16 protein-coding genes are annotated in these 24,743 nt (G+C 70.5%); 4 read left to right on the top strand and 12 right to left on the bottom strand.

The features are described 5' to 3' along the window. Positions 1-353: 353 nt before the first annotated feature. Both HNQ61_RS06205 and HNQ61_RS29500 read left to right on the top strand, forming a co-directional pair. Positions 354-2,003: a S41 family peptidase gene (locus HNQ61_RS06205; RefSeq protein WP_170036313.1), complete on the top strand. Its 1,650-nt coding sequence runs from the start codon at positions 354-356 to the stop codon at positions 2,001-2,003. Positions 2,004-2,075: 72 nt separating this feature from the next. Further along, a complete protein-coding gene (locus HNQ61_RS29500) occupies positions 2,076-3,794 on the top strand; it encodes a M28 family peptidase (RefSeq protein WP_170036315.1) in 1,719 nt (572 codons plus the stop codon). A gap of 258 nt (positions 3,795-4,052) precedes the next feature. On the opposite strand, the gene HNQ61_RS06195 is transcribed toward HNQ61_RS29500, so the two are convergent. The 12 genes from HNQ61_RS06195 to mfd all read right to left on the bottom strand — a co-directional run bounded on the left by HNQ61_RS06195 (position 4,053) and on the right by mfd (position 20,736). Then, on the bottom strand, positions 4,053-4,790 hold the full coding sequence (locus HNQ61_RS06195; RefSeq protein ID WP_170036317.1) for a hypothetical protein: 738 nt from the start codon (positions 4,788-4,790) through the stop codon (positions 4,053-4,055). Positions 4,791-5,034: 244 nt separating this feature from the next. Beyond that, a complete protein-coding gene (locus HNQ61_RS06190) occupies positions 5,035-6,093 on the bottom strand; it encodes a L,D-transpeptidase family protein (RefSeq protein WP_170036319.1) in 1,059 nt (352 codons plus the stop codon). A 400-nt stretch (positions 6,094-6,493) separates the two neighbouring features. Then, on the bottom strand, positions 6,494-7,237 hold the full coding sequence (locus HNQ61_RS06185) for a methyltransferase family protein (RefSeq protein ID WP_170036321.1): 744 nt from the start codon (positions 7,235-7,237) through the stop codon (positions 6,494-6,496). A gap of 152 nt (positions 7,238-7,389) precedes the next feature. Continuing rightward, positions 7,390-8,259, bottom strand: a complete 870-nt coding sequence (locus HNQ61_RS06180) for a phytanoyl-CoA dioxygenase family protein (protein ID WP_170040291.1) — start codon at positions 8,257-8,259, stop codon at positions 7,390-7,392. 194 nt (positions 8,260-8,453) lie between these two features. Beyond that, positions 8,454-9,053 carry a histidine phosphatase family protein gene (locus HNQ61_RS06175; RefSeq protein WP_170036323.1) on the bottom strand — a complete coding sequence of 200 codons (600 nt, stop codon included), beginning with the start codon at positions 9,051-9,053 and terminating at the stop codon, positions 8,454-8,456. An 81-nt stretch (positions 9,054-9,134) separates the two neighbouring features. Further along, positions 9,135-11,990: a phosphoenolpyruvate carboxylase gene (gene ppc, locus HNQ61_RS06170; RefSeq protein WP_170036325.1), complete on the bottom strand. Its 2,856-nt coding sequence runs from the start codon at positions 11,988-11,990 to the stop codon at positions 9,135-9,137. 675 nt (positions 11,991-12,665) lie between these two features. Then, positions 12,666-13,052, bottom strand: a complete 387-nt coding sequence (locus tag HNQ61_RS06165) for a VOC family protein (RefSeq protein WP_170036327.1) — start codon at positions 13,050-13,052, stop codon at positions 12,666-12,668. 66 nt (positions 13,053-13,118) lie between these two features. After that, positions 13,119-13,721 carry an NADPH-dependent FMN reductase gene (locus tag HNQ61_RS06160; protein WP_205761804.1) on the bottom strand — a complete coding sequence of 201 codons (603 nt, stop codon included), beginning with the start codon at positions 13,719-13,721 and terminating at the stop codon, positions 13,119-13,121. Positions 13,722-13,905: 184 nt separating this feature from the next. Continuing rightward, the gene (locus tag HNQ61_RS06155) at positions 13,906-14,196 is read right to left on the bottom strand and encodes a S4 domain-containing protein (RefSeq protein ID WP_170036329.1); all 291 of its coding nucleotides are present in this window, start codon (positions 14,194-14,196) and stop codon (positions 13,906-13,908) included. Beyond that, complete coding sequence (locus HNQ61_RS06150) at positions 14,193-15,494, bottom strand: peptidylprolyl isomerase (protein ID WP_170036331.1); 1,302 nt, start codon at positions 15,492-15,494, stop codon at positions 14,193-14,195. Before HNQ61_RS06150 ends, HNQ61_RS06155 begins: the two co-directional genes overlap by 4 nt. A 148-nt stretch (positions 15,495-15,642) precedes the next feature. After that, positions 15,643-17,190: a peptidylprolyl isomerase gene (locus tag HNQ61_RS06145; RefSeq protein WP_170036333.1), complete on the bottom strand. Its 1,548-nt coding sequence runs from the start codon at positions 17,188-17,190 to the stop codon at positions 15,643-15,645. 207 nt (positions 17,191-17,397) lie between these two features. Beyond that, on the bottom strand, positions 17,398-20,736 hold the full coding sequence (mfd, locus tag HNQ61_RS06140; protein ID WP_170036335.1) for a transcription-repair coupling factor: 3,339 nt from the start codon (positions 20,734-20,736) through the stop codon (positions 17,398-17,400). A gap of 555 nt (positions 20,737-21,291) precedes the next feature. Between mfd and HNQ61_RS06135 the strand changes: the two genes are divergently transcribed. Both HNQ61_RS06135 and HNQ61_RS06130 read left to right on the top strand, forming a co-directional pair. Beyond that, complete coding sequence (locus tag HNQ61_RS06135; protein ID WP_170036337.1) at positions 21,292-22,746, top strand: DUF4384 domain-containing protein; 1,455 nt, start codon at positions 21,292-21,294, stop codon at positions 22,744-22,746. 46 nt (positions 22,747-22,792) lie between these two features. Continuing rightward, entirely contained in the window at positions 22,793-24,412 is a 1,620-nt protein-coding gene (locus HNQ61_RS06130; RefSeq protein WP_170036339.1) for a M20/M25/M40 family metallo-hydrolase, read from the top strand. The last annotated feature ends 331 nt before the right edge of the window (positions 24,413-24,743 follow it).

Raw genomic sequence — 24,743 nt, 5'->3', positions numbered from 1 at the left:
TCTAGTCGCGGCGAAGTCCATTCGCCGGTCCGCCGTTCTCGCACGACCCGCGCCCGCCGCGCATCTGGCGCGAAATGTGGCCGGGTGCTAAAATCTCAGCAGGCAGGATCGGGGATTCCGTCCGCGCGCGGACGCGTTCGGAACGCATACGTTGTACGATCCTTGCACAACGCTGGGTGGTGCGTCGCGGCAGAAGTCGCCCAACTGTGGCGCCCGCAAGAAGTTCGGGGATCAAACGTACGTTCGGTGTGTACCCTGAACACGGTGTCCGCATGGGTGCCGGGGCAGGCTCCGCGCCGGGTTGGACGGTGCCCGCCATGCGTCAAAGCAGCTTGAAGCCAGCAAGGAAGATCATGAAGCGCACGCCCCCCACTCCGGCCCGCACCGCGGCCGACCCGCGCCGCCGCACGGCGGTGCGCCGCTCCCTCGTCGCGGCGCTGCTGCTGCCCACGCTCGTGGGGGGGGTTGCGCTGCAGGCGTACAGCGGCCAGCGGGGCGAGCAGCTCTTTCGCGAGGTGGTCGCCCGCATCGCGGGGCAGGGGATTGATTCCCTGTCGGACGCGCAGGTGTACGAAAAGGCCGCGCGCGGGCTGCTGGTGCAGATCGGCGACCCCTACGCGGCCCTCTTTTCCCCCGAGCAGCTGGAGGAGTTTTCGCGCGACGCGCTGCGCAACTCCTACGGCGGTCTGGGAATGCAGATTACCACCGTGCGCGACACCGCGCTGGTGACGCGCGTCTTCGCCGGCTCGCCCGCGCAGCGCGCCGGGGTCAAGGCCGGCGACCGCATCGTGACGGCGGCCGGCAACTCCGTCGTCGGCCTGCCGGTGGAGCAGGTGACGGGTCGCCTGCTGGGCCAGCCCGGCACCGCCATCGCCGTGGACTTCATCCGTCCGGGCGAGGGCCGAATTCACCAGGAGTTCACGCGGCAGCGCATCCGCTATCCCTCCGTAGCCTACCACACCATGGTGGCGCCGGGAATCGGCTACCTGCCGCTGGAAAGCTTCAACGACACCTCCGGCGAAGAAGTGGCCGAGGCGATCGTTTCGCTGCGCAAGTCGGGCGCGCGCGCCTTTGTGCTGGACCTGCGCGGCAACGGCGGCGGCAGCCTGCAGCAGGCGGTGCGCATCAGCAACCTGTTCCTGCGCCCCGGCCAGGAGATTCTGCGCGTCGATTTCCGCGGCGCGCCGGACGAGGTGATCCAGGCAGAAAATCCGCCGCTGCTGACGGATGAGCCGGTGGTGGTGCTCACGGACGGCGGCAGTGCCTCCGCGTCGGAGATCGTGGCCGGCGCGCTTCAGGATCACGACCGCGCCGTCGTCATCGGCACCACGTCGTTCGGCAAGGGACTGGTGCAGGACGTGTTTCAGCTGGACGGCGGGTGGGCGCTCAAGCTCACCACGGGGCGCTGGTACACGCCCAGCGGCCGCACCATCCAGCGCCCGCGCAAGCTGAACGAGCAGGGGCGGCTGATTGAGATTGACGCGGACTCGGCCGGCATCACCCGCCCGGAGTTCCGCAGCGACGGCGGCCGCGTGGTGTTCGGCGGCGGCGGCATCACCCCCGACGTGTCGGTGGATCCGGATTCGCTGGCCGGCGCGGACCGCGCGCTGGCGGTGGCGCTGGGCGGCAACGGCGCCCGCTTCAACGATGCGCTGCAGGAGTTGATGGTGGACCGCGGCCCGGGCCTCCCCCGCGACTTCCGCTCCACCCCCGCGCTGCGGGCGGAGCTGCTGTCCCGGCTGCAGACCAAGGGCGTGCGGGTGGACCGCGCCGCCTGGGACGCCGGCTCGGCGCTGATCGACCGATTGATCGAGTCGCGCATTTCCGGCTACGTCTTTGGCGAGGACGCCGCGTTCCTGCGCGGCGTGGGGCGCGATGCCCAACTGCAGTCCGCGCTCACCGTGCTGCGCGGCGCGCGCACCCAGGCCGAGGCGCTGGCCCGCGTGCCCGTGCGCCCGGTGGTGGCGCCCGCGGCGGCGGCCCCGGCGGCCGCTGGCGTCTGACCCCATCCCATGGCAGTTCCGGCGGAGGGCCGCCCGGCCCTCCGCCCGTCTTTTGATCCCAGGAGTCCGTACGTGAGATCCAACACCCGTGTGGCGGCGCTTGCCTGTGCGGCGGCCGCCCTGTCCGCGGTTCCGGCGCACGCGCAGGCGCGGCAGGAGCCCATGAAGCACACCGCCCGTCCCACCACGGCCGCCATCACCGCCCAGGACCTGCGCACGCGGCTGTACATTGTCGCCGACGACAGCATGATGGGCCGCGAGTCGGGCACCCGCGGCAACGTGATGGGCACCGACTACATCGCCGCCGAGGCGCGCCGCATGGGGCTGCAGCCGGCCGGTGAAAACGGCACCTTCTTTCAGACCGTGCCGCTGGTGAACATCGCCGTGGGCACGGCGTCGCTCTCCGCGGGCGGGCAGTCGTTCCGCTCGGGCACCGACTTCATCCCGCTCCCGCGCTACGGCACCTTTCTGGTGTTCGGCAACCGCTTCGACGCGGCGGCGGGCGTGCCGGTGGTGTACGGCGGCCGCATCGGCGATCCGTCGATGATCACGCCGGAGCAGGCGCGCGGCAAGCTGGTGGTGTTCTCGGTGGGACAGGCGCAGCAGGGCGCGCCGCCTCCGTTCGCCTTCTGGGCCGGCGGCCGCACCTTTGAGCGCTACGCGGGCGCGGCCGGCATCGCCATCGCCTCGCTGGACATCACCCCCGAGGGGCTGCGCGGGTTCTTTGGCGAGCCCCGCACTGAAATGGCCTCCGCGCAGCCGGAGCCCACGCAGGCGCCAGCGGGCATGGTGATCACCACCGCGCTGGCCGAGCAGCTGCTGGGCAAGCCGCTGGCGCAGGCGCAGATGGGCCAGGCGGGCGGCACGGCGACGGGCTCGTTCACCTGGACCACCGCCGCGGTGCCGTTCCCCGCGCGCAACGTGGTGGCCGTGCTGCCGGGCAGCGACGCCCGCCTTCGCGGCGAGTACGTGGCCGTGGGCGCGCACAACGACCACGTGGGCATGGCGCCGAAGGGGGTGGACGCGGACTCCGTGGCCATCTTCAACCGCCTTCTGCGCCGTGAGGGCGCCGAGAGCGAGGCGGATTCCATGACGGCGGAAAAGGCGCAGATGCTGCGCGCCGCCCTGGACAGCGTGCGCGCCCTGCGCCGCCCGCGCATCGACTCGGTGTTCAACGGCGCGGACGACGACGGCTCGGGCACCGTGGGCGTGCTGGAGATCGCGCAGTACATGGCGTCGCTCCGCACCAAGCCGCGCCGTTCCATGCTGTTCGTGTGGCACACGGCGGAGGAGAAGGGGCTGTTCGGCTCGGAGTACTTCACCGACCACCCCACGGTGCCGCGCGACAGCATCGTGGCGCAGCTGAACATCGACATGATCGGCCGCGGCGCCACGGGCGACCTGGACAACGGCGGCCCGGGCTACCTGCAGCTGGTGGGTTCGCGCCGTCTGTCCACGCAGATGGGCGACCTGGTGGAAGAGGTGAACCGCACGGGCAACCACGGCTTCACCTTCGACTACTCGATGGACACCACCGGCCACGAAGCGCAGATCTACTGCCGGTCCGACCACGCCAACTACGCGCGGTTCAACATCCCGGTGACCTTCTTCACCACGGGCGGGCATCCGGACTACCACATGCTCTCGGATGAGCCGCAGTACATCGACTACGACAAGATGGCGCGCGTGGCCAGGTTCATCGGCGCCGCAGCGCTGCAGGTGGCCAACCGCGACGCCCGCCTGACGGTCGACAAGCCGGGCCCCGGCCCGGACGCCCCCTGCCGCCAGTAGTCACGGCGGTTTGATGGATGGCCGGAAGCCCCCCTTCTCCACCGCGGAGAAGGGGGCTTCTTCCTGTGCGCCGGCTGCGGCGAACACGGCGGGTCCGATCCGCCCCACTCCCGCAGCGACGCCGTTGGCGCATCCTGAGGAGGCGCCGGCCTGACTCTCAGCCGCACCGCGGCTTGGCGCCGACGAAGGATCTGCCATCCGCCAGGCCACCCCCGCGTGACGGACGCACGTCCACACGCGGGAAGCGGAGCCTTGTCCTCAGACGATGATGAAGCCCGTGTACGAGAAGTAGTGGATCGTGCCCGGCAGGCTCGCGATCCCCGCGGAGCTCACCGCAACCACGCGATACGCCACCCACTTGCCGGACGACGGCTGCGTCGTGCCCACATATCCCGTCACCGTGGTGCCGGGGTCGCTGTAGCCGGTGCCGCTCGCGGTGTCCCATCCCGTATCCCACGTGCCGACGTAATCCGCCATCCGGTGGATCCTGTACGTCGCGCCGGTCACGGCGGGCCAGCTGAGCGTCGGGTTTCCGCTGACGACCGAAGCCGTGGTCGCAGGCGCCGGCATGGGCAGCCCGAAGACGCCATAGCCGCTCCACGGGCCCACGTTCGTGGTGTCCGGAAAGTCCCGCGAACGAGTGCGCCACTTGTAGTACTGGCCCGCCGTATAGCCGCTCAGGTTGACGGAGCTGTAGGTAAAGACACCGCTGGTGGAGAACGTCTCGAATTCGGCCGTGGCGTCGGAAAAGACGAGCGTGCTCGTCGCGTTGTCGTACACTTCCACGTCCTTGGGATTGGCGCAGTCCCCCACCGTCCACTTGAGCTGCACGGTCGAGGTGTAGATCACCTGGTTGCTGGTGGGCGAGACGATGGACGGGGTGGCGCAGGTGGTGAGCAGGGGACGCGCGCCGGGTTCGGCGCTGGTCAGGTGCTCCGGAGCGCCGTCGCAGGCGGAAAGGAGGGCGAGTGCGAGGACGAGAGTGCGTTTGCGCATGGGGATTTCCTCGGGGTGGGGCGGGAGGATGAACATCCTTGTGGTTTCAAGGATCTCCAATCCCGCTCCGTTGCGCAAGTCCTTTCCAGACGTAAATCGACATCCGGGTTGATTGGCGTGGCGGGCTGATGGTGATCGGGCCTGAGCGGATGCATCCAGCGGGCCCCCGAACGCGGGGGCCTGAAACGCAGAAAGTCCTCCGCGCGGCGGAGGACTTTCTGGCAGTTGAGCGAGGACTCCGCGATCAGCGTCGCGACGGCGGCGCGGCTGGAGGCGCGGGGTCGGGCTCGGGATCTCTCGCCGGCTCGCTCGCGGCGGGCTCGCCGATTACGATGGTGTCCCGCGGCGCGGCGGAGGGCGTGGGCGGCACCTCGCGCACCGTTTCCGCACCCAGCACCGCGGGCGCGGCCACCACCGGCGGAAGCGGCTGCAGTGTCGCCAGATCCGCCAGCGCAAAGCGGCCTCCGCCCCGCGCCGCGCTGCTGCGCAGCCGCGTCATGGCGGCCGTCGTCAGCTGTGTGGTGTCGTACCCGGCGCGCGTCAGTTCCTGGCGCACCATGGCGGAAAACTGTCCGCTGTGACGGCTGTACACGTCCGGAAACACCCGCAGGCTGTCCCCGCGAATGCTGGCCACCTGGTACGTGACGCGGACGGAAATGTACCGCGGCAGCGTGGTCTCGCGCTCCTCGCGGCTGAACGTGGAAAGCTCCTCGATGCGCGCGTCCGTAATGTCCGGCTTGGAGTAGCGGTGCACGCGCTGCGCAAGGTCGATCACATCCGCGTTGGACATGCGGATGCAGCCGTGCGACGCGGGCGCCCCCAGCCGTCCCTCGGCGGTGGTTCCGTGGATGTAGATCAGGTCGTCCAGGTGCAGCTTGGCGCGGCCCATGGGGTTGCTGTTGCCCGGCGGCGTCGGCTTGCGGTTGCGCGCCCACTCGCTCTCCGGCGGATGCCACCACGGATTCCACACCACGCGCGACAGCTTGAACTCCCCCCGCGGCGTGGGATAGCGCGCCGATCCCACGGACACCGGATAGCTCTTGACCAGCGAGCCGCCGTCAAAAAGCTCCAGCCGCCCGCTGGGAATGTTGATGACCACTTCCACGCCGGGCGTGGCGGGCCGCGGCGGCTTGCGCGCGACGGAATCGCGCCGCGCCGGGGTCGCCGTTGGGGGCGCGGAGGACGGGTCGGCCAGCGATGAAGCCAGCTTGGCACCACTGTCCGCGCGGCGCGAGGCGATGGCCGCCGTCGCGATGAGCAGAACCAGGGTGCCGCCGAAGCCGATCGCGACGGATTTGCGCACGGTTTTGAACTGCGGAGGAGGGGAATGAGTCCATGAGCCACACTCACGGAATACAATCATAACGGGTTGCAACCGTGTCAACAACGGCGGCGGCGCACCAGTTTTGCGGCAGCGGGATTGAGCATCTCTGGATTCACGTCATCCACCGCCGCGCGGCCCGTCCAGGCGCAATGACGCGGCTTCCTTTGCACCCGGCCCGGCCCCCCCGCGATGGCGCGGGCGATGACGATCCGGCGGCGGGGACGATGGAAATCATCACCGTCATCCCGTGGAGATGATGATCCGTCGGTCCAGGCCGGAAGTGATGACGACGAGAGCCGTCGCGGCGCGTTTTGCATCGCGCGGCGCCGATGGGGAGAGACGAGCGCCGCCGGCCCGGGGAGGGCCGGCGGGGAAGGGATCAGGCGCGGCCGCTTACCTTGAGCACGCCGGTGTGGCGCTTCAGAAAGCGCAGCACTAGAAACAGGCACAGCGAGGCGCCCAGCAGCGTCATCCACACGGGATCCAGCACCAGGCGCCGCTGCATGGCCGAGTCGCTGGCCACCTGCAGAATGGCAAAGGTCAGAATCAGCCCGAAGAAGCCGGAATACTCGCGCCGCAGCACCGTGCGCAGGCAGAACGGAAGCTCCGCCCGCCGCCACAGCCGCGGGTTGGGGATGATGGCCGGCGTGCGGCTGGCCCATTCCACGTATCCCGCGTCGAACTTGCCCCGCAGAAAGTTCTCTTCCGCGCACATGATCCGCTCGTAGTACAGCGCATAGCCCGCGCTCACCAGCAGCACCATCCACCACGTGTGCAGAAACATCACCACGCCCAGCCACATCAGGAAGTTGCCCAGGTACAGCGGGTGCCGCACCACGGAATACATTCCCGACGTATTGAGTACGTCCGCCACCTGGCACCGCGTGTTGCGGCCGCTGGTGCGCCGCGGCGCGTGCCCCACCGTGTGGATGCGCACCGCCAGCCCGGCCAAGGAAACCAGCAGGCAGAGCGCCTCCCACTGCATCTCCATCAGCCGCGAGCCGCCAAGATATCGGTACGACGGAACCTGCGTGAACAGCAGGAGCAGAAACGCGATGGGAAGGTAGCTCCGCCAGCGGAACAACCAGGTTCCCTGGCGGACGAAGTCTTCGTTCAGCGGCATGGCAGAGAAGGAGGGGAAAGCGTAGTAGGATCTGCGGCAGGTACAAGATCGCGGTGTTGCCCCGTTCCTGCAACTCCCCATCCCGCAGGCACTTCCGGCAACCGCGAAAACGAATGCCGGCGGGGATGGCTCCGCCGCCGGCCGGGTGCTTCTCAGGCCTCGCCCATCATCAGCCCCTCGATGGTGTGCCCCTGTACGATGGGCTCCAGTTCGTCCACCACGCGGCAGGCAAGGTGCGGCTTCAGCGTTTCCGGAAGCGCGTCGTAGTACGCGCGGCTGAACTGCAGGTCGTGGCGCTCGGCGTTGCGCGCGTCGGGCGCGTCCACGCCCAGCACCAGCACGGGCCGCGCCTTCTGCGAGTGGTTGGCCGTCCCCCGGTGGATGGTGAGCGCCGACCGCGCGCTGATGTCGCCCATCTGCGGCATCTTGCGCTGCGCCCGCTCCTGGTAGCGCGGGTAGAACGACTTGGGCGGAAACATCTCGTGCTCCAGGTGCTCCGAGCCGTCCCACTGCGTCCCCGGCGCCACCTCGAACGGCCCCATGTCCTCCGTGGTGTCCACCGCGGTCACGTTGAAGGCCAGCGAGTTGAGCCGGCGGCCCACCGTCGTCTCCTCCGGGGCGGGAAAGTCGCGGTGCCACGGCTGGTCCTGCGCGCCCGGGCCGGGCACGTCAAAGCCGATCTCCACGATCTTGTAGTCCGGCCCAAGCACCGCCTCGCACACCGCCACCACCCACGGGTGCGTCACCAGGTCCACGAAGCCGCGCAGGTGCTCGGGGTGGATCTCCACGTAGTACCGCTTGGGCCCGCGTCCCACCGCGCCGCCGGGCCGCTTGAGCGCGTCCTGGAACAGCGCCTCGATGTCCTCGCCCATGCGCTGCACCCACTCGCGCGGGAACGCGCCCTTGTGGCCCAGAATGCCGTCGCCGTACAGCGCGCCCATGATGGTGGCGACGTCGTAGGCCGGCGCCGGCGGAGTGGGCCCGGCGGCGGTGGAGTCGAGGGTGTCGGCGGTGCTGCTCATGCTGCTCATGGTGCACTCCTGAAGTAAGCTCCGGCGGGAGCGGCCCTGTCGTGGAGAGGCGCCGGACGGTGGCGCCGCGCAAAAGCTGAGGGTCAGGCGCGCGCCGCGCAACCGGCCGCGGGCACCTGACCCCCGTTCTGCTTCATCCCCGTCCACTCCGCGTCATCGTGCGCGGAGCGGAATCCCGGATGCCGTCACTCCGTGTCCACGTTGCGGAGGATGGAACCGTCGCCGTCCGGCGCCAGTTCCATCAGCACGCAGTGATCGGGAAGAAAGGTGGCGAACCAGTTCAGTTCCTCCCCCGCGTAGTGCACGCGCGCCACGCGGATGGGCACCGTGTGCGTGACTACCAGCGCCTGCGCGTCCCGCGCGCGGATGCGCTCCAGCGCCGCCACCGCACGGGCGCGCACCTCCTCCAGCGTCTCGCGCCCGGCGAGGCGGAACGCGGCGGGGTCCGCCTGCCACCGGGCGAACTCTTCCGGGTCGCGCTCGGCCATCTGCTGCTGCGTAAGCCCCTGCCACGGGCCGGGATCCAGCTCGCGCAGGTCCGGCTCCACGTGCAGCGGCAGGCCGTGGATCTCCGCCACGATCTCCGCCGTCTGCCGCGCGCGGGCCAGCGGGCTGGTCCACACCTCCCGCAGCCCCAGCCCGGCCACCCGCTCCGCCAGCGCGCGCGCCTGCTCGCGCCCGGCCTCAATCAGCGGCTCGTCCTCCAGCCCTTCGTTGATCCCGTCCAGGTTGGCCTGCGTAACCCCGTGGCGCGCCACGTACAGCACCCGTCGCTCTACCCCCATCCCTCCTCCGTGCCGATCGTGAGTTGCCGGTCCGGAGAGGCTGAACGCAACGGCCGCACCAGCGCCGCCAGCGCGCGTGCGTCAGCCGGTGCTCTGCATGGCGCCGGCGATGCCGTTCAGCGAGATGAACAGCGCCTGCTTGAGCGCCTCGCCGTCCGGCGTGGCGCGCGCATCCTCGTCCAGCGCGCGCCAGCGGCGCATCAGGTCGATCTGCGCCAGGTTCAGCACGTCCGTGTACGGGTTGCGCAGCGCGATGCTCCGGGCGATGACGGGCGTGTCCGCCTGCTCCGCGCCCTCGCCGCTCACCTCGCGCAGCGCGGCGCGGGCCTCCGCGAACTCGGCCGTGATGCGGTCGTGCGGCGCGTGGGAGGCGCCGGCCTCCACCGCCAGATCCGCGTAGCGGCGCGCCAGGGGAAGCCGCGCGCGGGCCATCTCGCGCCGCCCGTCCGCCACCAGCGCCTGAAAGAAGGGCCATCCCTCCGCCATCCGCCGCAGTTCATCGCCCTCGCCCGCGTCCAGCGCGGCGCGCAGGCCGGAGCCCAGGCCGTACCATCCCGGAATGGTGTAGCGCGTCTGCGTCCAGCTGAACACCCAGGGGATGGCGCGCAGCCCCTCGAAATCCAGCTCCCCCGGCCCTTTTCGCGACACGGGCCGGCTGGCGAGCGGGAGCCCGGCGATGTGCGCGATGGGCGTGGCGGAGAGATAGAACGGCCACGTTTCCGGGTCGTCGATCAGCCCGCGGTACGCGCTCATGGCCGCGTCGGCGATGCGCTGCATCAGGTCGCGCGAACCGTCCCGCGTCGGGGCCATGAACGCGGCCTCGGGCACGGGGCGGGCGAGCGCGACCAGCTGCGCGTGGACGATCTGCTCCAGGTGCCGCCGCGCGATGGCGGGAAGCGCGTAGCGGAAGGAGATGACCTCGCCCTGTTCCGTGAAGCGGATGCCGCCGTTGTGCGACTCCGGCGGCATGGCCAGGATCGCCTGGTTGGCGCGCCCGCCGCCGCGGCCTACCGTACCGCCGCGGCCGTGGAACAGGCGCACCTCCACCCCGTGCCGTGTCGCGACGCGGGCGATGGCGCCCTGGGCCTTGTGCAGCGCCCAGTTGGCCATCAGGTAGCCGCCGTCCTTGTTGCTGTCGGAGTAGCCCAGCATCACTTCCTGGAACGGCTTGCCGCCCCTGGCCCGGGCGGCCAGGTGCCGGCTGTACAGCGGATCACCGAACATCGCGTCCAGCCGCTCTTCCGCGGCATCGAGGTCCGCGATGGTTTCAAAGAGCGGAACGACGTCCAGCGGGCACTCGATCCGGCCATCCACCTGCCGCCACAGCCCGGCTTCCTTCATCAGCAGCAGCACCTCGAGCACGTCGCTCACCGTGCTGGTCATGCTGATGATATAGCAGCCGATGCTGTCCGGCTCGCGCGCCACCGCCTCGCGGATGACGGCCATGGTGTCCAGCAGTTCGGCCGCGTCTTCCGGCAGCTCCGCGCCGATGGGGCGCAGCGGACGGGGGACGCCCAGCTCGCGGACGAGAAGCTCCACGCGCGCGGCCTCGTCCAGCTTGGCGTAATCGTCCTCCACTCCCGCCGCGCGCAGCAGGCCGCCCACGGCGGATTCGTGCACGCGGCTGTGCTGGCGCACGTCCAGCGCGGCCATGTGAAAGCCGAAGGTGCGGGCCTGCACCAGCGCATCCGGCAGCAGCCCGTCGCGAGCCACGCCGCCCAGTCCGCCCGCCTCCAGCCCGTCGCGAATCAGCCGCAGGTCGTCCGCGAAGTCGGCGGCGCGGTACTCCATCGGCTCCTCGGCGATCAGCCGGTCCACCGCGGCCATCATCGCCATCAACAGAAGGCGGTACGGCTCGCCGGTCAGGCTCGCGCGCGTAGCGGCCGGAAGCGCGACGGCTTCCGCCAGCGCCTCCGCGCGCTCGCCCAGCGCGGCGGGGACGGGCACCTGCGCGGAGGAGACGGAAAGCAGCAGCCGCAGTTCGTTCAGCGTGCGGCGGTGCAGCTTGAGCGCGTCGCGGCGGTGCTCTGCGAGTGTCCACTGCGTCAGCTCGGCGGTCACGCCGGGGTTGCCGTCGCGGTCGCCGCCAATCCACGACCGATAGCGCAGGAACAGCGGCAGCTCCGCGGGGACGGCGTCGGCGCCAAACCGGGCTCGCAGCGCCTCGCGCACGTCCTGGTGAATGCGCGGCACCGTGCGCCAGATGCTCGTGGCCAGAAAGTACAGGCCGTGGCGCACCTCGTCCTGCACCGTCACGGCGCGGGTGCGCACCTCGTCCGTCGCCAGCAGGAGGGAGATGGCGTTGCGCACCTCCGCCACCAGCCCGTCCGCCTCGGAGGGCGTCAGCCGCGGATCGGTCAGCCGGTCCAGCGCGGCGGCCACCTCGCCCTGCCGCAGCAGAATGGAGCGGCGGCGCGCCTCCGTGGGATGCGCGGTCAGCGTGGGCTGAATGTCCAGCCGGGCGAGCAGCGCGTGCACTTCCGCCGCGTCGTGGCCGTCGCGCGCCAGCAGGTGGATGGCTTCGGCGATGGATTCGGGGCGGGGCGCGTCCGCCGTCGCCCGCTGCTCGCGGACACGGTTGATGCGGGCCACCTCGATCTGCTCGGCCTTGTTCACCAAGTGAAAGAAGGTGGTGAACGCGCGCAGCACGGCGCGCAGCGTATCCACGTCCTGCTCGGCGATCAGCCGTGCGGCCTCGTCACGGCGAGCGTCGTTTTCCTCCTGCGCGGCGTCGCGGCACAGCAGGCGCAGGCGCTCCACCAGTTCCAGCATGGCGGGCCCGTGGCGCTCGGCCACCGCCTCGCCCAGCAGCCCGCCGACCAGGTTCACGTTTCGCGAAAGCGGGCCGGAGATGCCGGTTCCTTCGCCTTCCACCTGCAGCCCGCGCGTGGCGAGCAGGGCGTCCAGGTCGGGCGGATGCAGCGTTTCGTCGGTCATGGGCGCGTGTGCGGAGGAGCGAATGGGCGGACTGCTGATTTTCGGGCCATCCGGCGTTCCGCGCCAGAGCCGGAGCCGTGCAATGTGGATGATCGGACGCGGATCGCTCCATGGTCATCAATCGCAGGAGCGGATCGGCCGGAAGCAGTACCTGCGACAGCAACAGCGGTATCGGTCTGGCTGGCGGGCATGGCGCGCCGCACGAACTGCGTTGAGCGAATGAATCCGCCGCTCAAACAGCGGGAACCCCCGACACGACGCCCACAGGCGCCGTTCGGGGCTTCAACCACGTTACAGGTCGCGATCCGTCCCGTCGTCCGGCGCTCGCGCTGAGGTCTCCCTTTCTCCCGCGGAGCGGGGGAGAGGGCCGGGGAGAGGGGGCCTTTCCGAACGCGCCTCAAACGGCTGACCCACGCTGAGTTGTAGTTCTCCCCTCTCCGTGCGGCTGTTTGCACGGGGAGGGGCCTCACAGTCCAGCGACAAGCGAGCCTCTCCGAAGCAAACCCGATCAGCCGAATCGGTACGTCCGTATCTCATCTCGGTAGATAACAACAACGAAAACCGCCCCTCGACCTATGATGTCGAAGGGCGGTTCTGCTGATGATCACGATCCGCGATGATGCCGTTCAGGCGACCACCGATCCCGCGTCCCGCGATTGGCCTCGGCCGCTCAGGTCACGGCTGAAACAGCGCCACCGCCGCGCCGGCCGGATCGCGGATCACGGCGTAACGCACCGTTCCGCCGCCGCTGCGGGGCCCGGAAATGACGCTGCCGCCCTGCGCCGCGCACGCTTCCAGGCTGGCATCCAGATCCACCACGTTGATGTACATCAGCCACTGCGGCGGAAGCTCCGCGTTGGCCCCGCGCGCGTGGCACACGCCGGCGACGGCCGCACCGCCCGGCGTCATCATCACGTAGTCGTCGTACCCTTCCTTCATCGTCAGGGGCGACGGCGTCCAGCCCGCCACGTTCGCGTAGAAGTCGCGCACCGCCGAGGCGTCATCCACGGTAAGGTCGAACCACGACACGGTGCCCGGCGCGGGCGTCTGCTGATCGCTCATTTCCAGAGAATGTTGAGGGGAACGAAGCCACGCGATCACACCGGTGGCGGAAGAGGATCGGTTGATTCAGGATGGCGGAACGCCGTCCGGCCACTGGCGCGCCAGTTCCGCCGCGGCGGACCGTGCGCGATCCGCGAGAATAGCCAGCGCGCCAAGCAGGGCGGTGGACAGCGCCGGGTCGGCCGCGATCCCGGCGGCGTCCAGCCCCGCGCCCGATGCGCGCACGGCCACGGAAGCCTCCGCTTTCAGCGCGGCGCCCATGGTGCGCAGCGTTTCCGCCAGCGCGTCCTGCGCAAAATGTGCGTGCGGCGCCGCGTTGACCAGCGCGACCGGCTTGCAGAAGAACTCGTTGCTGCCCACGACCCAGTCGAGCGCGTTCTTCATCGCGCCGGGCACACCGTGGGCGTATTCCGGGCTGCAGATCACCACCGCGTCACTCGTCCGCAGCGCCTCGCGCCACCGCTCCACCGAGCCGATGGTCGCCGTCCCGCGCTCCAGGTCCGGGTTGAAGTGGGGCAGGGAATCCAGCCCGCGGAACACCTGCACCCGCACCCCGTCCGGCGCCAGCATCCGTAGCGCCTCCACCACGGCGCCGTTGGACGAAACCGCGCGCAGGCTGCCGGACACGGCCAGAATGCGGATCACGGGTTCCGCGGTCATTTCGCTCATCAGTGGATGGAGATCAGGTCGCGCCGGATGGGCGGCGGGGGCCGTGGATGGCAAACCGCCGGAGCGCAACAAGAGAACGAACGGAGGGCGGGGCGGAAAGAGGCGGATGAAGGGCATCTCCTCCGTCCATCGACCAGACACACAGCCGCGCCGGATGGAGGGGATGAAAAGAGAGCGGGTGCGCTCAGAAACGATCTTCGCGCACCCGCTCGTCGGTAATCACCCGGTACAGATCGCGGGCGTTCTTCTTCGATACACCCTTGCCCGGCAGTTCCAGCAGTTCCACTTCCAGGATCCGCGCCGGATACCGGATGTGAATCCGGCGTCCGGCGGTCACCATGTCGGCGGGGCGGGCGGGACGGCTGTCGATCGTCACCGCCCCCGCCTCGCACGCCGCCTTGGCTTCGCTGCGGCTCTTGGTCAGGCAGAGGCGGTGAAGGAGCACGTCCACCCGCAGCGGCCCCTCTTCGCTCACAGCTGAATGGACACGTAGGTGTCGCGCCGCAGGTCGGCCAGCAGGCGCTGCATCTGCTTCTGCTCCTGGATGATGCCGCGCACCCGCTCGCGCTGCTCGTCCAGCGTGTACTCGCCCTGCGTGGTGCGCTCGGAGACACGCAGCACCGAGAAGGAGGGGTTGGGTCCGCCGTCCACCTGCACCGGCCCGGCCACGCCGCCCGTCTCCACCCCGGTCAGCGCCAGCGACATGGGCGCCGGCAGCCGCTCCAGCGGAATGTCGCGCTGAAAGCGCGCCTCGTCGGGCGTGTTGTAGCGCGCCGCCAGCTCCGCCGGGTTGGCCCCGCCGCGCAGCGCTGTCGCCACCGAGTCCGCGCGCCCGCGGGCCCGCTCCACGTCCGCCGGGGTGATGGTCGGCTGGATGAGGATGTGGCGCGCCTGCCGCTCGCCGCTGCGCACCTTTTCCAGCTTGATGATGTGAAACCCGAACTCCGTCTCGATGATGCCGCTGGTCTGCCCCGGGCGCATGTTGAACACCGCCAGGTCGAAGTTGCGCACCATCTGCCCCTGGCGGAACCAGCCCAGGTCGCCGCCGCGGTCCTTGCTGCCGTCCATCGAGTAGCGGCGGGCCAGCACCTCGAAGTCGCCGCCCTCGGCCAGTTCGCGCTGCACGCGCTGAATGGTGGTGAGCGCCGCCTGCCGCGCCGAGTCCGACGCCACCGGCCGCACGATCACCTGCTGAAAGGTGACGGTGGCCGGCCGCACGCCGAAGCGCTCGCGGTTGGCCGTAAAGAACTCCGAAATCTCCGCTTCGGTGATGGCCACGGGCGCCATTTCGCCCATGCGCCTGCGCACGTAGCGCTGCACCACCGTCTGGTCGCGGAACTGCGCGGCCAGCTCGGTGCGGTACGCCTCCACCGTGCGCCCCGAACCCGCGAGCGCCTCCGCGAAGGCCACCTCGGTGGGAAAGCGCTGGCGAACCTGGCGCTCCTGGTCGGCCACGGCGGCCTGCACCTCGGCGTCGCTCACCGCGGTGCCGGCGGCGCGCGCGGCTTCCAGCAGCAGCAGGTCGTTGATGCGCTCATCCAGAATCTGCTGAACGGTGCGCTGCAGCCCCGCCGCGTCTTCCGGAACCGGAGTGCCGGAGGCGCGAAGCTGCTCCAGCGCCAGCTGCACGTCGGAGCGAAGGAGGATGGTGTCGCCGACCACGGCCAGCACGCCGTCCCAGACCTCTTCGCCGGGCTGGGGAGCGGGCGTGGTCTGGGCCGCCGCGGGAGCGGCGGCCAGCACGGCGGCAAACAGGGCAATGCGAGTGCGCATCGGTTCCATCGGGGACGGTAACGAGAAAAGGCCGGCCGGAGCCGGCGGAAAACGCGGCCGGGAACCCCGTGGGGTGCACCGGCCGCGTGCTTATATCCTGTTCACCCGCCCGGGGTTCCCCGCGCCGGCATGCGGCGCGGGGGCCCGGTCAGCGCTGGCCCTGCGGAGCCGCGCCCTGGGGGGCGGCGCCCGGCGCGGCCTGCGGCTGCGCGCGGGGGTCCTGCTGGCCCTGCGGCGGGGCGCCCTGGGGCATGGCACCCGGAGGCATGGCGCCCGGCGGCATGCCCTGCGGTCCGCCCGGCATTCCGCCCGGGCCCTGCTGCGGCTGCGACGCGCGGATCACCTTCATGCGGTCCACCACGCGCTGGAACGACTCGGCGTTCACGTCGGCGCCGTACGAGTTGCGCAGCGCAAAGCCCAGCTTGCCCAGCGGCGGAAGCTGGCGCTGGCCGCCCACGGCCTGCTCCATCAACTGGCGCACGGCTTCCTGAATGGCGCCGGTGCCGGCCTTGCCCTTGGGAAAGCGGCGGTTGGCCAGGCCGGACGCCTCGAGGATCTGGTGAATCCCCATGCGCGTGCCGGTGCGGATGCTGTCCACCGCGGCGGCGGAAAGCTTGAAGTTCTTCTTCTGCGCGTCGGCGTACAGATACTCCTTGAGCGCCTCGTTCTCCACGAAGCCGCGCAGGTCCGCCTCGGGGGCGGTCTTGATCTGCTCGCGCTGTCCGGCGGGCACGCCCTGCAGCAGGGTGGCCAGTTCACCGGCCGTGATTTCGCCGCCCTGGTAGCTGGCCAGCGAACGGCTGGCCGCGCGGCCGCGCAGCTCCAGGTTGTCCTGGCCGCCCAGTTCGCGCAGGGCTTCCAGCGCGGTGGGCTCCATGGTGACCTTGGCCACCTTCTTCATGGAATCCACGTAGGTGCCCACGGCGCGCTGCCGGGCGCTGCCCAGAAGCTGCTGGCGGTACGCCTCGCGGTTCTCGCCCAGCGCCTGCTGGCGGCGGTCTTCCACCTTGATGACGTGGTAGCCGAACGGGGTTTCCACCACCGGGCTCACCTGTCCGGGCTGCAGCTTGAAGGCCGCTTCCTCGAACTGGGGCACCATGCGGCCGCGGCCGAACCAGTCCAGGTCGCCGCCGCGCTCCTTGCCGCCGGGCTCTTCGGTGAACTCCTTGGCCAGCGTGGCGAAGTCCTCACCGGCGGCCGCGCGGGCGCGCACCTGCTCGGCCTTGGCCTTCAGCGCCTGCCGCTGCTGCGGGGTCGCTTCCGGCGCCGGGCGGAACAGCACGTGGCGGGCGCGGATCTCTACGCCGGGCCCTTCGGTGTTCCACATCTGCTCCAGACGCGCGTCGTCGATCACGGTGTCGGGGCGCACCTGGGTTTCCAGGTAGCGGAACACCGTCTGCTCGCGCGTCTCGTCCTGAACGAACTCGTCCAGGTCCAGCACCTTGAGGCTGGTGTCCTCGGCGGCCGCGGTGGCCAGCAGCGAATAATCGACCCACAGGTCGGCCAGCGCGCGAACCACCTGCGGGTCGGCGGGAATCTGCGGATTGGCGGCCAGGATCTGCGCCGCGTCTTCCACGCGCAGTTCCGTGCCGGCGGCCTTGGCCACCACGTCGGTGTGGGACGTCATGGCGCCACCCATGCCGCACGCCGCGACGGCGAACGGGGCGGCCATGAACGCCCAGCGGGACAACTTCATTCGTGTTCTCCGGACCGGGGTTGGATTGTGAGTTCACGCCGGAAGGCCCCCGGGCCCGCCGGCACTCTGGAAGTCGAACGAACAGAAGTGCGGTAGTGCGTCAGTGCTGGGTGCGTGAGTGCTTCAACGGCGAGTGCCCAGTGCCGAGTGCCCGGTGCCCGGTGCCGTTCGCACTCACGCACTGACGCACCCCGCACTCACGCACTTTCATTTTGCCATTTCCGCCGCCAGGTCGCGCAGGGCGGGGACCAGGGTGTTCAGAATCGGCTCCGTGCCGTGCCGCGTCAGCGTGAGCGACAGGGGAAGGGGGCGGCGAACCTCCACGCTGAACTGCCACGCCTGCAGCGCCCGCTGCAGCGACGCCATCCGCGGCACCACGCCCTTGCGAAAGTTCAGGCGCACGTCCCACGGGCGAACCAGCAGCCGCTCCACCCCCAACTCGCCGCCCAGCAGCCGCAGCGAGGCGGTTCCCAGCAGCCTCTCCACCTCTTCCGGAAGCGGGCCGTACCGGTCGCGCAGTTCGCGGCGCACGGCCTCGATCCCGTCCAGCGTGGTTTCGCGGCTCAGGCGCCGGTAGAAGCTCAGCTTCTGCGCCTCGTCGGGGATGTACGCGTCGGGAATCAGCGCGGTACCGTCCACCGAAACGTCGGCCAGCGGGGCGGGGCCGTCGGTTCCGGCGCCGCGGATCTGCCGGATGGTTTCCTCCAGCAGCCGCAGGTAGGTGTCCAGCCCCACCGCATGCACGAAGCCGGACTGCTGCTGGCCCAGGATGTTACCCGCGCCGCGCAGTTCAAGGTCCTTGAGCGCGATGCGGTAGCCGCTGCCCAGCTCGGTGTAGTGCTCCAGCACCCGCAGCCGCTTTTCGGCGTCTTCCTCGATCTCGTCCGGAACCAGCAGGTAGCAGTAGGCGCGGTGATGGCTGCGCCCCACGCGGCCGCGGATCTGGTACAGCTGGCTCAGGCCGAAGTGGTCCGCCCGGTTGACGATCAGCGTGTTGGCGCGGGGCACGTCCAGCCCCGCCTCCACGATCGCCGTGGCCACCAGGATGTCGGCCTCGCCCTCCAGAAAGAGGGTCATCACCTCTTCCAGTTCCTTTTCGCGCATCTGCCCGTGCGCAATGCCGATGCGCGCGTCGGGCACCATCGCCTGCACCTTCTGCGCGACGGCGCCGATGGTTTCCACCCGGTTGTGGACAAAGAACACCTGGCCGCCGCGGTCCAGCTCGCGCCGGATGGCGTCTTCCAGGATGGCGTCCGTCCACGGGAGCACGTGGGTGATCACGGGCTGCCGGTCGCGCGGGGGCGTCTGAATCAGCGTCATGTCGCGCAGCCCCAGCAGCGAAAAGTGCAGGGTGCGCGGAATGGGCGTCGCCGTCAGCGTCAGCACGTCCACCGAGCGGCGCAGCTGCTTCAGCATCTCCTTGTGCTTCACGCCAAAGCGCTGCTCTTCGTCAATCACCATCAGTCCCAGGTCGCGGAACTTGATGTCGGGCGAAAGCAGGCGGTGCGTGCCCACGACGATGTCCACATCCCCCGTCGCCAGCCGGGCGAGCACGGAGCTCTGCTCCTTGGCGGTGCGGAAGCGGGACAGCGCCTCGATCTTGACGGGAAAGTCCGCCAGCCGCTCGCTGAAGGTGTGCAGGTGCTGCTCGGCCAGAATCGTCGTGGGGACCAGCACGGCCACCTGCTTGCCGTCCTGCACCGCCTTGAACGCCGCGCGGATGGCGATCTCCGTCTTGCCGTATCCCACGTCGCCGCAGATCAGGCGGTCCATGGGGCGCGGCGACTCCATGTCGCGCTTGACGTCTTCCGTGGCCTGGCGCTGGTCCGGCGTGTCCTCGAACAGGAAAGCGGACTCCATCTCCCGCTGCCAGCGCGTGTCGGCGCTGAAGGAGTAGCCCTGCTCGGCCTGGCGGCTGGCGTACAGCTCCAGCAGCTCGGCCGTCATCTCCTGAATGGCCTTCTGCGTCTTCTGCCGGGCGCGCGACCAGTCCTTGCCGCCGATGCGGTGCACCTTGGGCGGCGCGGCCTCGTCATCGTCCGAGACCCAGCGCTCGATCAGGTCCACCCGGTGCACGGGCACGCGCAGCAGTTCGCCGCCCGCGTACTCGATCACCAGCGTCTCGAACTCCTCCTCGCCCAGGCGGACGCGCTCCATCCGCCGGAACTGCCCCACGCCGTGGTCCATGTGCACCACGTAGTCGCCGGGCTTGAGCGCGGCCACGCTTTCCAGCGCCGCGCCGCCGCGAAACCGGCGCCGCCTGCGGATGCGGCGCGAGCGGCGAAAGATCTCGTGGTCCGTCAGCACGCGGAACGGCGGCTCCGCGTCCATCAGCACGAACCCGCCGGTCAGCGAGCCGATGGCCAGCTCCACCGCGCGGGCGACCTTCAGGTCGTCCAGCAGCTCCTGCAGGCGCTCCAGCTGTCCCTGGTTGTCGCAGAGGACGAGCGAGCGCTCCCCGGCGTGGGCGGCGGACTTGAGCAGCTCGCCCAGCCGCCCCATGTCGCGGTCGATGGCGGGCGGCGGCAGCGCGCGGAAGCGGGCCCAGCGCTGCACCGGCAGGTCGCCCGCTTCTTCCACGAAGAGCTGCGGAAACGCGGCCAGGCGGCGGACGGCGTCCACCGGCGGAAGAAAGACGCGCTCCGGCGGCTCCGGCTTCGTTCCCCGCCGCGCCTCGCTTTCGTGCAGGCGCGCGACCTCGGCCCAGGTGCGGTCCAGCTCCTGCCGCGTTCCCGAGCCGTGCAGGTGCACGATCAGCGTGTCTTCGGGCAGGTAGTCCAGCAGCGACCGCCGCTCCTCGGTGGACCCGGCCGATTCCGTGCGGCGCGCCCCGCCGATGCCGTCCGGGTTGCGCAGGTCGACGGGCAGCAGTTGCAGCACGTTGACCGTGCGGACGGACAGCTGCGACAGGATGTCGAAGAAGCGGATGCTGTCCACCTCGTCGCCCAGCAGCTCGATGCGGGCCGGCTCCGGCGATCCGAAGCCGAACACGTCGACGATGCCGCCGCGCAGCGCGTACTGCCCCACCTCTTCCACGGTGGCGACGCGCTCAAAGCCCATCTCCTCCAGGCGCGCCGACAGTTCCGGCAGGCGAAGCGTGTCGCCGGCGCGCAGTTCCAGGCGCAGGTCGCGCAGCCCCTCGACCGCCGGCGACAGCTCCTGCATGGCGCGCGCGGTGGTCACCAGCACGCGCGCCCGCCCGCTCAGCAGCGCCTCCAGCGCCTCCACCCGCGTACCGCCGATCTCCAGGTGCGGCTCGCCCTCCTCGTAGGGAAGGGATTCGCGCTGGGGATACAGAAAGACGGAGGTGTCGCCCAGCACCGATTCCAGGTCGCTGGACGCCATTTCGGCGTCTTCGGGGCCGCTCGTCACCACCAGCCACATGCGCTCCGGCCGGGCGCGGTGCAGCGCGGACAGCAGCAGCAGCGGCGAAGAGCCCGCCAGCCCCGCCGCGACCACCGACTCGCCCGCGCGCGGCAGGCCTGCGGCCAGGTCGCGGAACGCGGGAACGGTCTGGAACGAGTCGATCAGCAGCGGATGCGGCACAGCCTGGTGTTGGGGGACCCGTCTGGAGGGCGCCCGCCGCGGAGCGGGGCGGAACGCGGGCGCGCCGGAAAAGCCGCGGCGCGGCTCCTGGCGATGCGTGGGACAATCCGGAAAAGTACCGTGGTGCGGTGCGGGGCGTCAACCACCGCCGCAATTCCGCCCCGTCCCAGGCGTGTGTGCCCGCCGAGACTGCCGTCCGTTTCACGCGGAGGACGCAGGGGTAGCGGAGGTACGCGGGGGGAACGGCAGGGGGATACGCCTCACACACCGCAGCGGACAGCCGACCCCGTCCAAGGGTGCTGCACTTTCGCACTCTCGTACTTTCGTACTGCAGTTCCGCACTAACGCACTCACGCACCCCGCACTGACGCACTCTCCCCTATCGTCCGCATTCCGAGAACACCCGTCCCCGCACGGTGACGCAGGGACGCGCGGTGGAGCGGCGGAAACGTTTGTTCATCCAGCACTTTCCTTGTATGTTGCATGGAGGCGGGTTCGGAACGGCGCTTGCCGCGCTGCATGGGTGCTCAACCCCGCTCCACCGGAGACCCACTGATGAAAACCAGAATTCTTGCCGCGGGCCTCGTGCTCGCCGCGCTCGGCGCCGTTCCGGCCGCCGCCGAGTCCGCGCCCCTCGTGCCGGCCACGCTTTCCGGCGCCTCGGCCATCACCGCCGCACTCGCCGCGCAGAACGGCGACGTACGCGTGTGGATGAACGGCGGCGACGTCTTCCGCTCGGGCGACCGCATGCGGGTGAACGTGCGAACCGAACGCGACGGCTACCTGGCCGTCTTTCACATCGACACCAACGGCGACGTCGACGTCCTCTACCCCCGCTCGTACGACGACGACGGGTGGGTGGACGGCGGCCGCACCCTGAGCCTGGGCTCGCGCGGCGGGTGGGACTACCTGCGCGTGCGCGGCGGCGTGGGGATGGGCTACGTCTTCGCCGTGATGCTGGACGAACCGCTGGAGCTGTACCGCGTGCGCGACCTGTACCGCCCGCGCTACGCCGGATGGGACGCCAACCGCAGCATCTACGGCGACCCGTTCTACGCCATGGACGAGATCGTCCGCACCGTGGTGCCGGAGAACGCGCAGGGGTACGAGAGCACCGACTACTACACGTACCACGTGGGCCGCCGCTACCGCTATCCGCGGTACGCCTGCTATGACGGCTACGGCGACTGGTACACCAACATTTCGTACTACGACTACGATTCGTACGGCTGCGACCGGGTGCGCATTTTCCTGGGCCGCCAGCGGTACTATTATGATACGCGCTACTGGCGCGGCAGCCGCCGGGCCTACTACGGCGACTACTACCGCACGCACCGCCAGCCGCCGCCGCTGCACGGCTACAAGGAGCGCACCGCGGGCAACGCGCCCACGGCCCGGGCCGGCTACACGCCCCGCCCGCGCCCGCAGGACGGCGCCGACGTGCGCGGCAACGCGCCGGAAAGCCGCGGATCGGACGTGCGCGGCAGCACGCGGCGCCCAGGCTCGTACGAGCCGCGCGTGGGATCGTCGGGCGCGAACGAGCGGCCTTCCAGCCGCGGCTCCCGCCCGTCGGACGTGACGGGTTCGTCGCGCCGGCCGGACACGGAGCCCCGCGTAACGCCTCCGGACAGCCGCGCGGACAACGGCGGCGAAACGCAGCAGGAGCCGCGGCAGCAGGGGCGCCCCGTGGCGCCCAACCGCGACCGCCCCACGTTCCAGCGGCGCCCCCAGTCGGAGCCGCGCACCGCGGAGCCGAGGTCGGAGCCCCGCTCCGAGCCGCGCCGCCCAGCGCGCGAAGCGGAGCCGGCGCGCGAAAGCCAGCCCCGCCGCCAGGCGGAGCCGCGGCGCGAGTCGGCCCCGCGCCGGGAATCCGCGCCGCCGCGGGAGGCGGCGCCCCGCCGGGAGTCGTCGCCGCCGTCCAGCAGCCGGTCCAGCGGCGGATCGTCCGGCGGTTCGTCTTCACGCCCTTCGTCGTCTTCGAGCCCGCGCTCACGGACGCCCGGGGCGTGACGCGGGCGGGCCGTCCGGCCCGCCCCCACACCCTTGGAGCCCCCTCATGACGCGACGCACGTACGCCGCCTTTTCCGCCGCGCTGGCACTGTCTGCCTGCGCGGCGCCCGCGTCCACCCCCGCGCCCCTGCCCGCGCCGGCCTCCGAGCCGCCGATGAGCATGGGCGCGCAGTCGTCTCCCCTCCCCGCGCACCCCGCGGCGCCCGGGCTGACGATGGAGCAGGCGGTGGCCACCATCACCCCGCAGGACGTCTACGCCCGCATCGAGTTCCTGGCCTCGGACCGCATGCGCGGACGCGATACGCCCAGCCCGGAGCTGGAGATCGCCGCCAGCTACCTGGTGAACCAGTACAAGCTGTGGGGAATGCAGCCGGGCGGCGAAAACAGCACCTTTTACCAGTGGTGGCCGTTTCCGCTGCGCCGCCTTCGCGCGGCGGGCGCCGGGCTGGAACTTCGGGGTTCGGGCGGCTCGCAGCGCCTGCAGTTGGGGCGCGACTTCTTTGCGCGCGGCGGCACGGCGCAGCCGCTGGCTTCGGCCGGGCTGGTGTATGCCGGGCGCGCCGCGGACGGCGTGCTGGCGCAGGGCAGCCTGCGCGACCGCGTGGTGGTGACGGCGCTTCCGGGCAGCGGCGGGAGCCGCGACTGGCGCGTGGAGCGCAACCGGCAGGCGACGGCGGCGCAGCGGGCGGGCGCATCGGCGATCGTCTACGTGCTGGAGCCGTCGTGGACGGCGGACAGCATTGCCGCCTACACGCGGCAGACCGCGGCGGGCGCGCGCAGCCTGGGTGGCGAGGCGGGCTTTCCGCAGTACTTCGTGACGTATGGCGCCGCGCAGCAGTTCTTTCGTACGGCGGGGATGTCGCTGGATGAGCAGTGGCGCGCTCCGGCCGCCGCGCCGGTCGTGCTGGCCGGGGTGACGGCGAGCGGCGCACTGCCGATGGAGAACGCCGACGAGCGCAACGCGCCCAACGTGGTCGCCATTCTTCCGGGAAGCGATCCGGCGCTGCGCAATGAGTACGTGGTGCTGTCCGCGCACATGGACCACGTGGGCGTGGGACGGCCGGTGAACGGCGACAGCATCTACAACGGCGCGGATGACGACGCCAGCGGCACCACGGGGCTGCTGGAAGTGGCCGAGGCGTTCGCGCGGCTGGGCGCGCGGCCCCGCCGCAGCATCATCTTTCTGCACGTGAGCGGGGAAGAGAAGGGGCTGCTGGGCTCGGAATGGTTCTCGGACCATCCCACGGTGCCGCTGGGGCAGATCGTGGCGAACGTCAACGTGGACATGATCGGGCGCAACAGCCCGGACAGCGTGGTCGTGATCGGAAAGAACTACTCCACGCTGGGGCAGGTGGCCAACTTCGTGGGGCGCCAGCATCCGGAGCTTTCGCTTACGCTCAGCGACGACATCTGGCCGCAGGAGCGCTTCTTTTTCCGCTCTGACCACTTCAATTTCGCGCGCAAGGAAGTGCCCGCCCTGTTCTTCTTCAGCGGTGTGCACCCGGACTACCACCTGCCCTCGGACGAGGTGGAGAAGATCGACACCGACAAGGCCGCGCGCATTTCGCGGATGGTGTTCTACCTGGTCAACGAGATCGCCAACGCGCAGGAGCGCCCGCGCTGGGACCCGCGCGGGCTGGAGGAAGTGCGCCGCATGACCCGCTGATCCACACGATGTCCGCCGCAGTCGTGGCGGATCGTGGGATGATGACAGTGGATGGTGGATGATTAAGGGCGCCGATTCCGGACCATGGAATCGGTGCCCTTCGTCGTTTCGCATTCCGCCGATGCGCGCCGGGCCGAGGACGCTCTTTCCACCGTGCCGAACTCTGGCGCCGACGAAGGATCTGCTCTCCCCGCGAGAACGGGCGTGCGTAACGCGACGTTGGCTCGGCGGATGGTGATGTCCAGCCTCGTATGATTATGTGGATGCGCGCCTGAGCCGTATCTTGTCTGCGCAGGCCTGGTTGCTCCTCCGATTCACCCCGCGTGTGGGG

The sequence above is a fragment of the Longimicrobium terrae genome (genome assembly GCF_014202995.1).
Lineage (GTDB): Bacteria > Gemmatimonadota > Gemmatimonadetes > Longimicrobiales > Longimicrobiaceae > Longimicrobium > Longimicrobium terrae.
The sequence above is the reverse complement of the archived record's forward strand: the minus strand, read 5'-3'. Positions and strand labels throughout refer to the sequence as shown.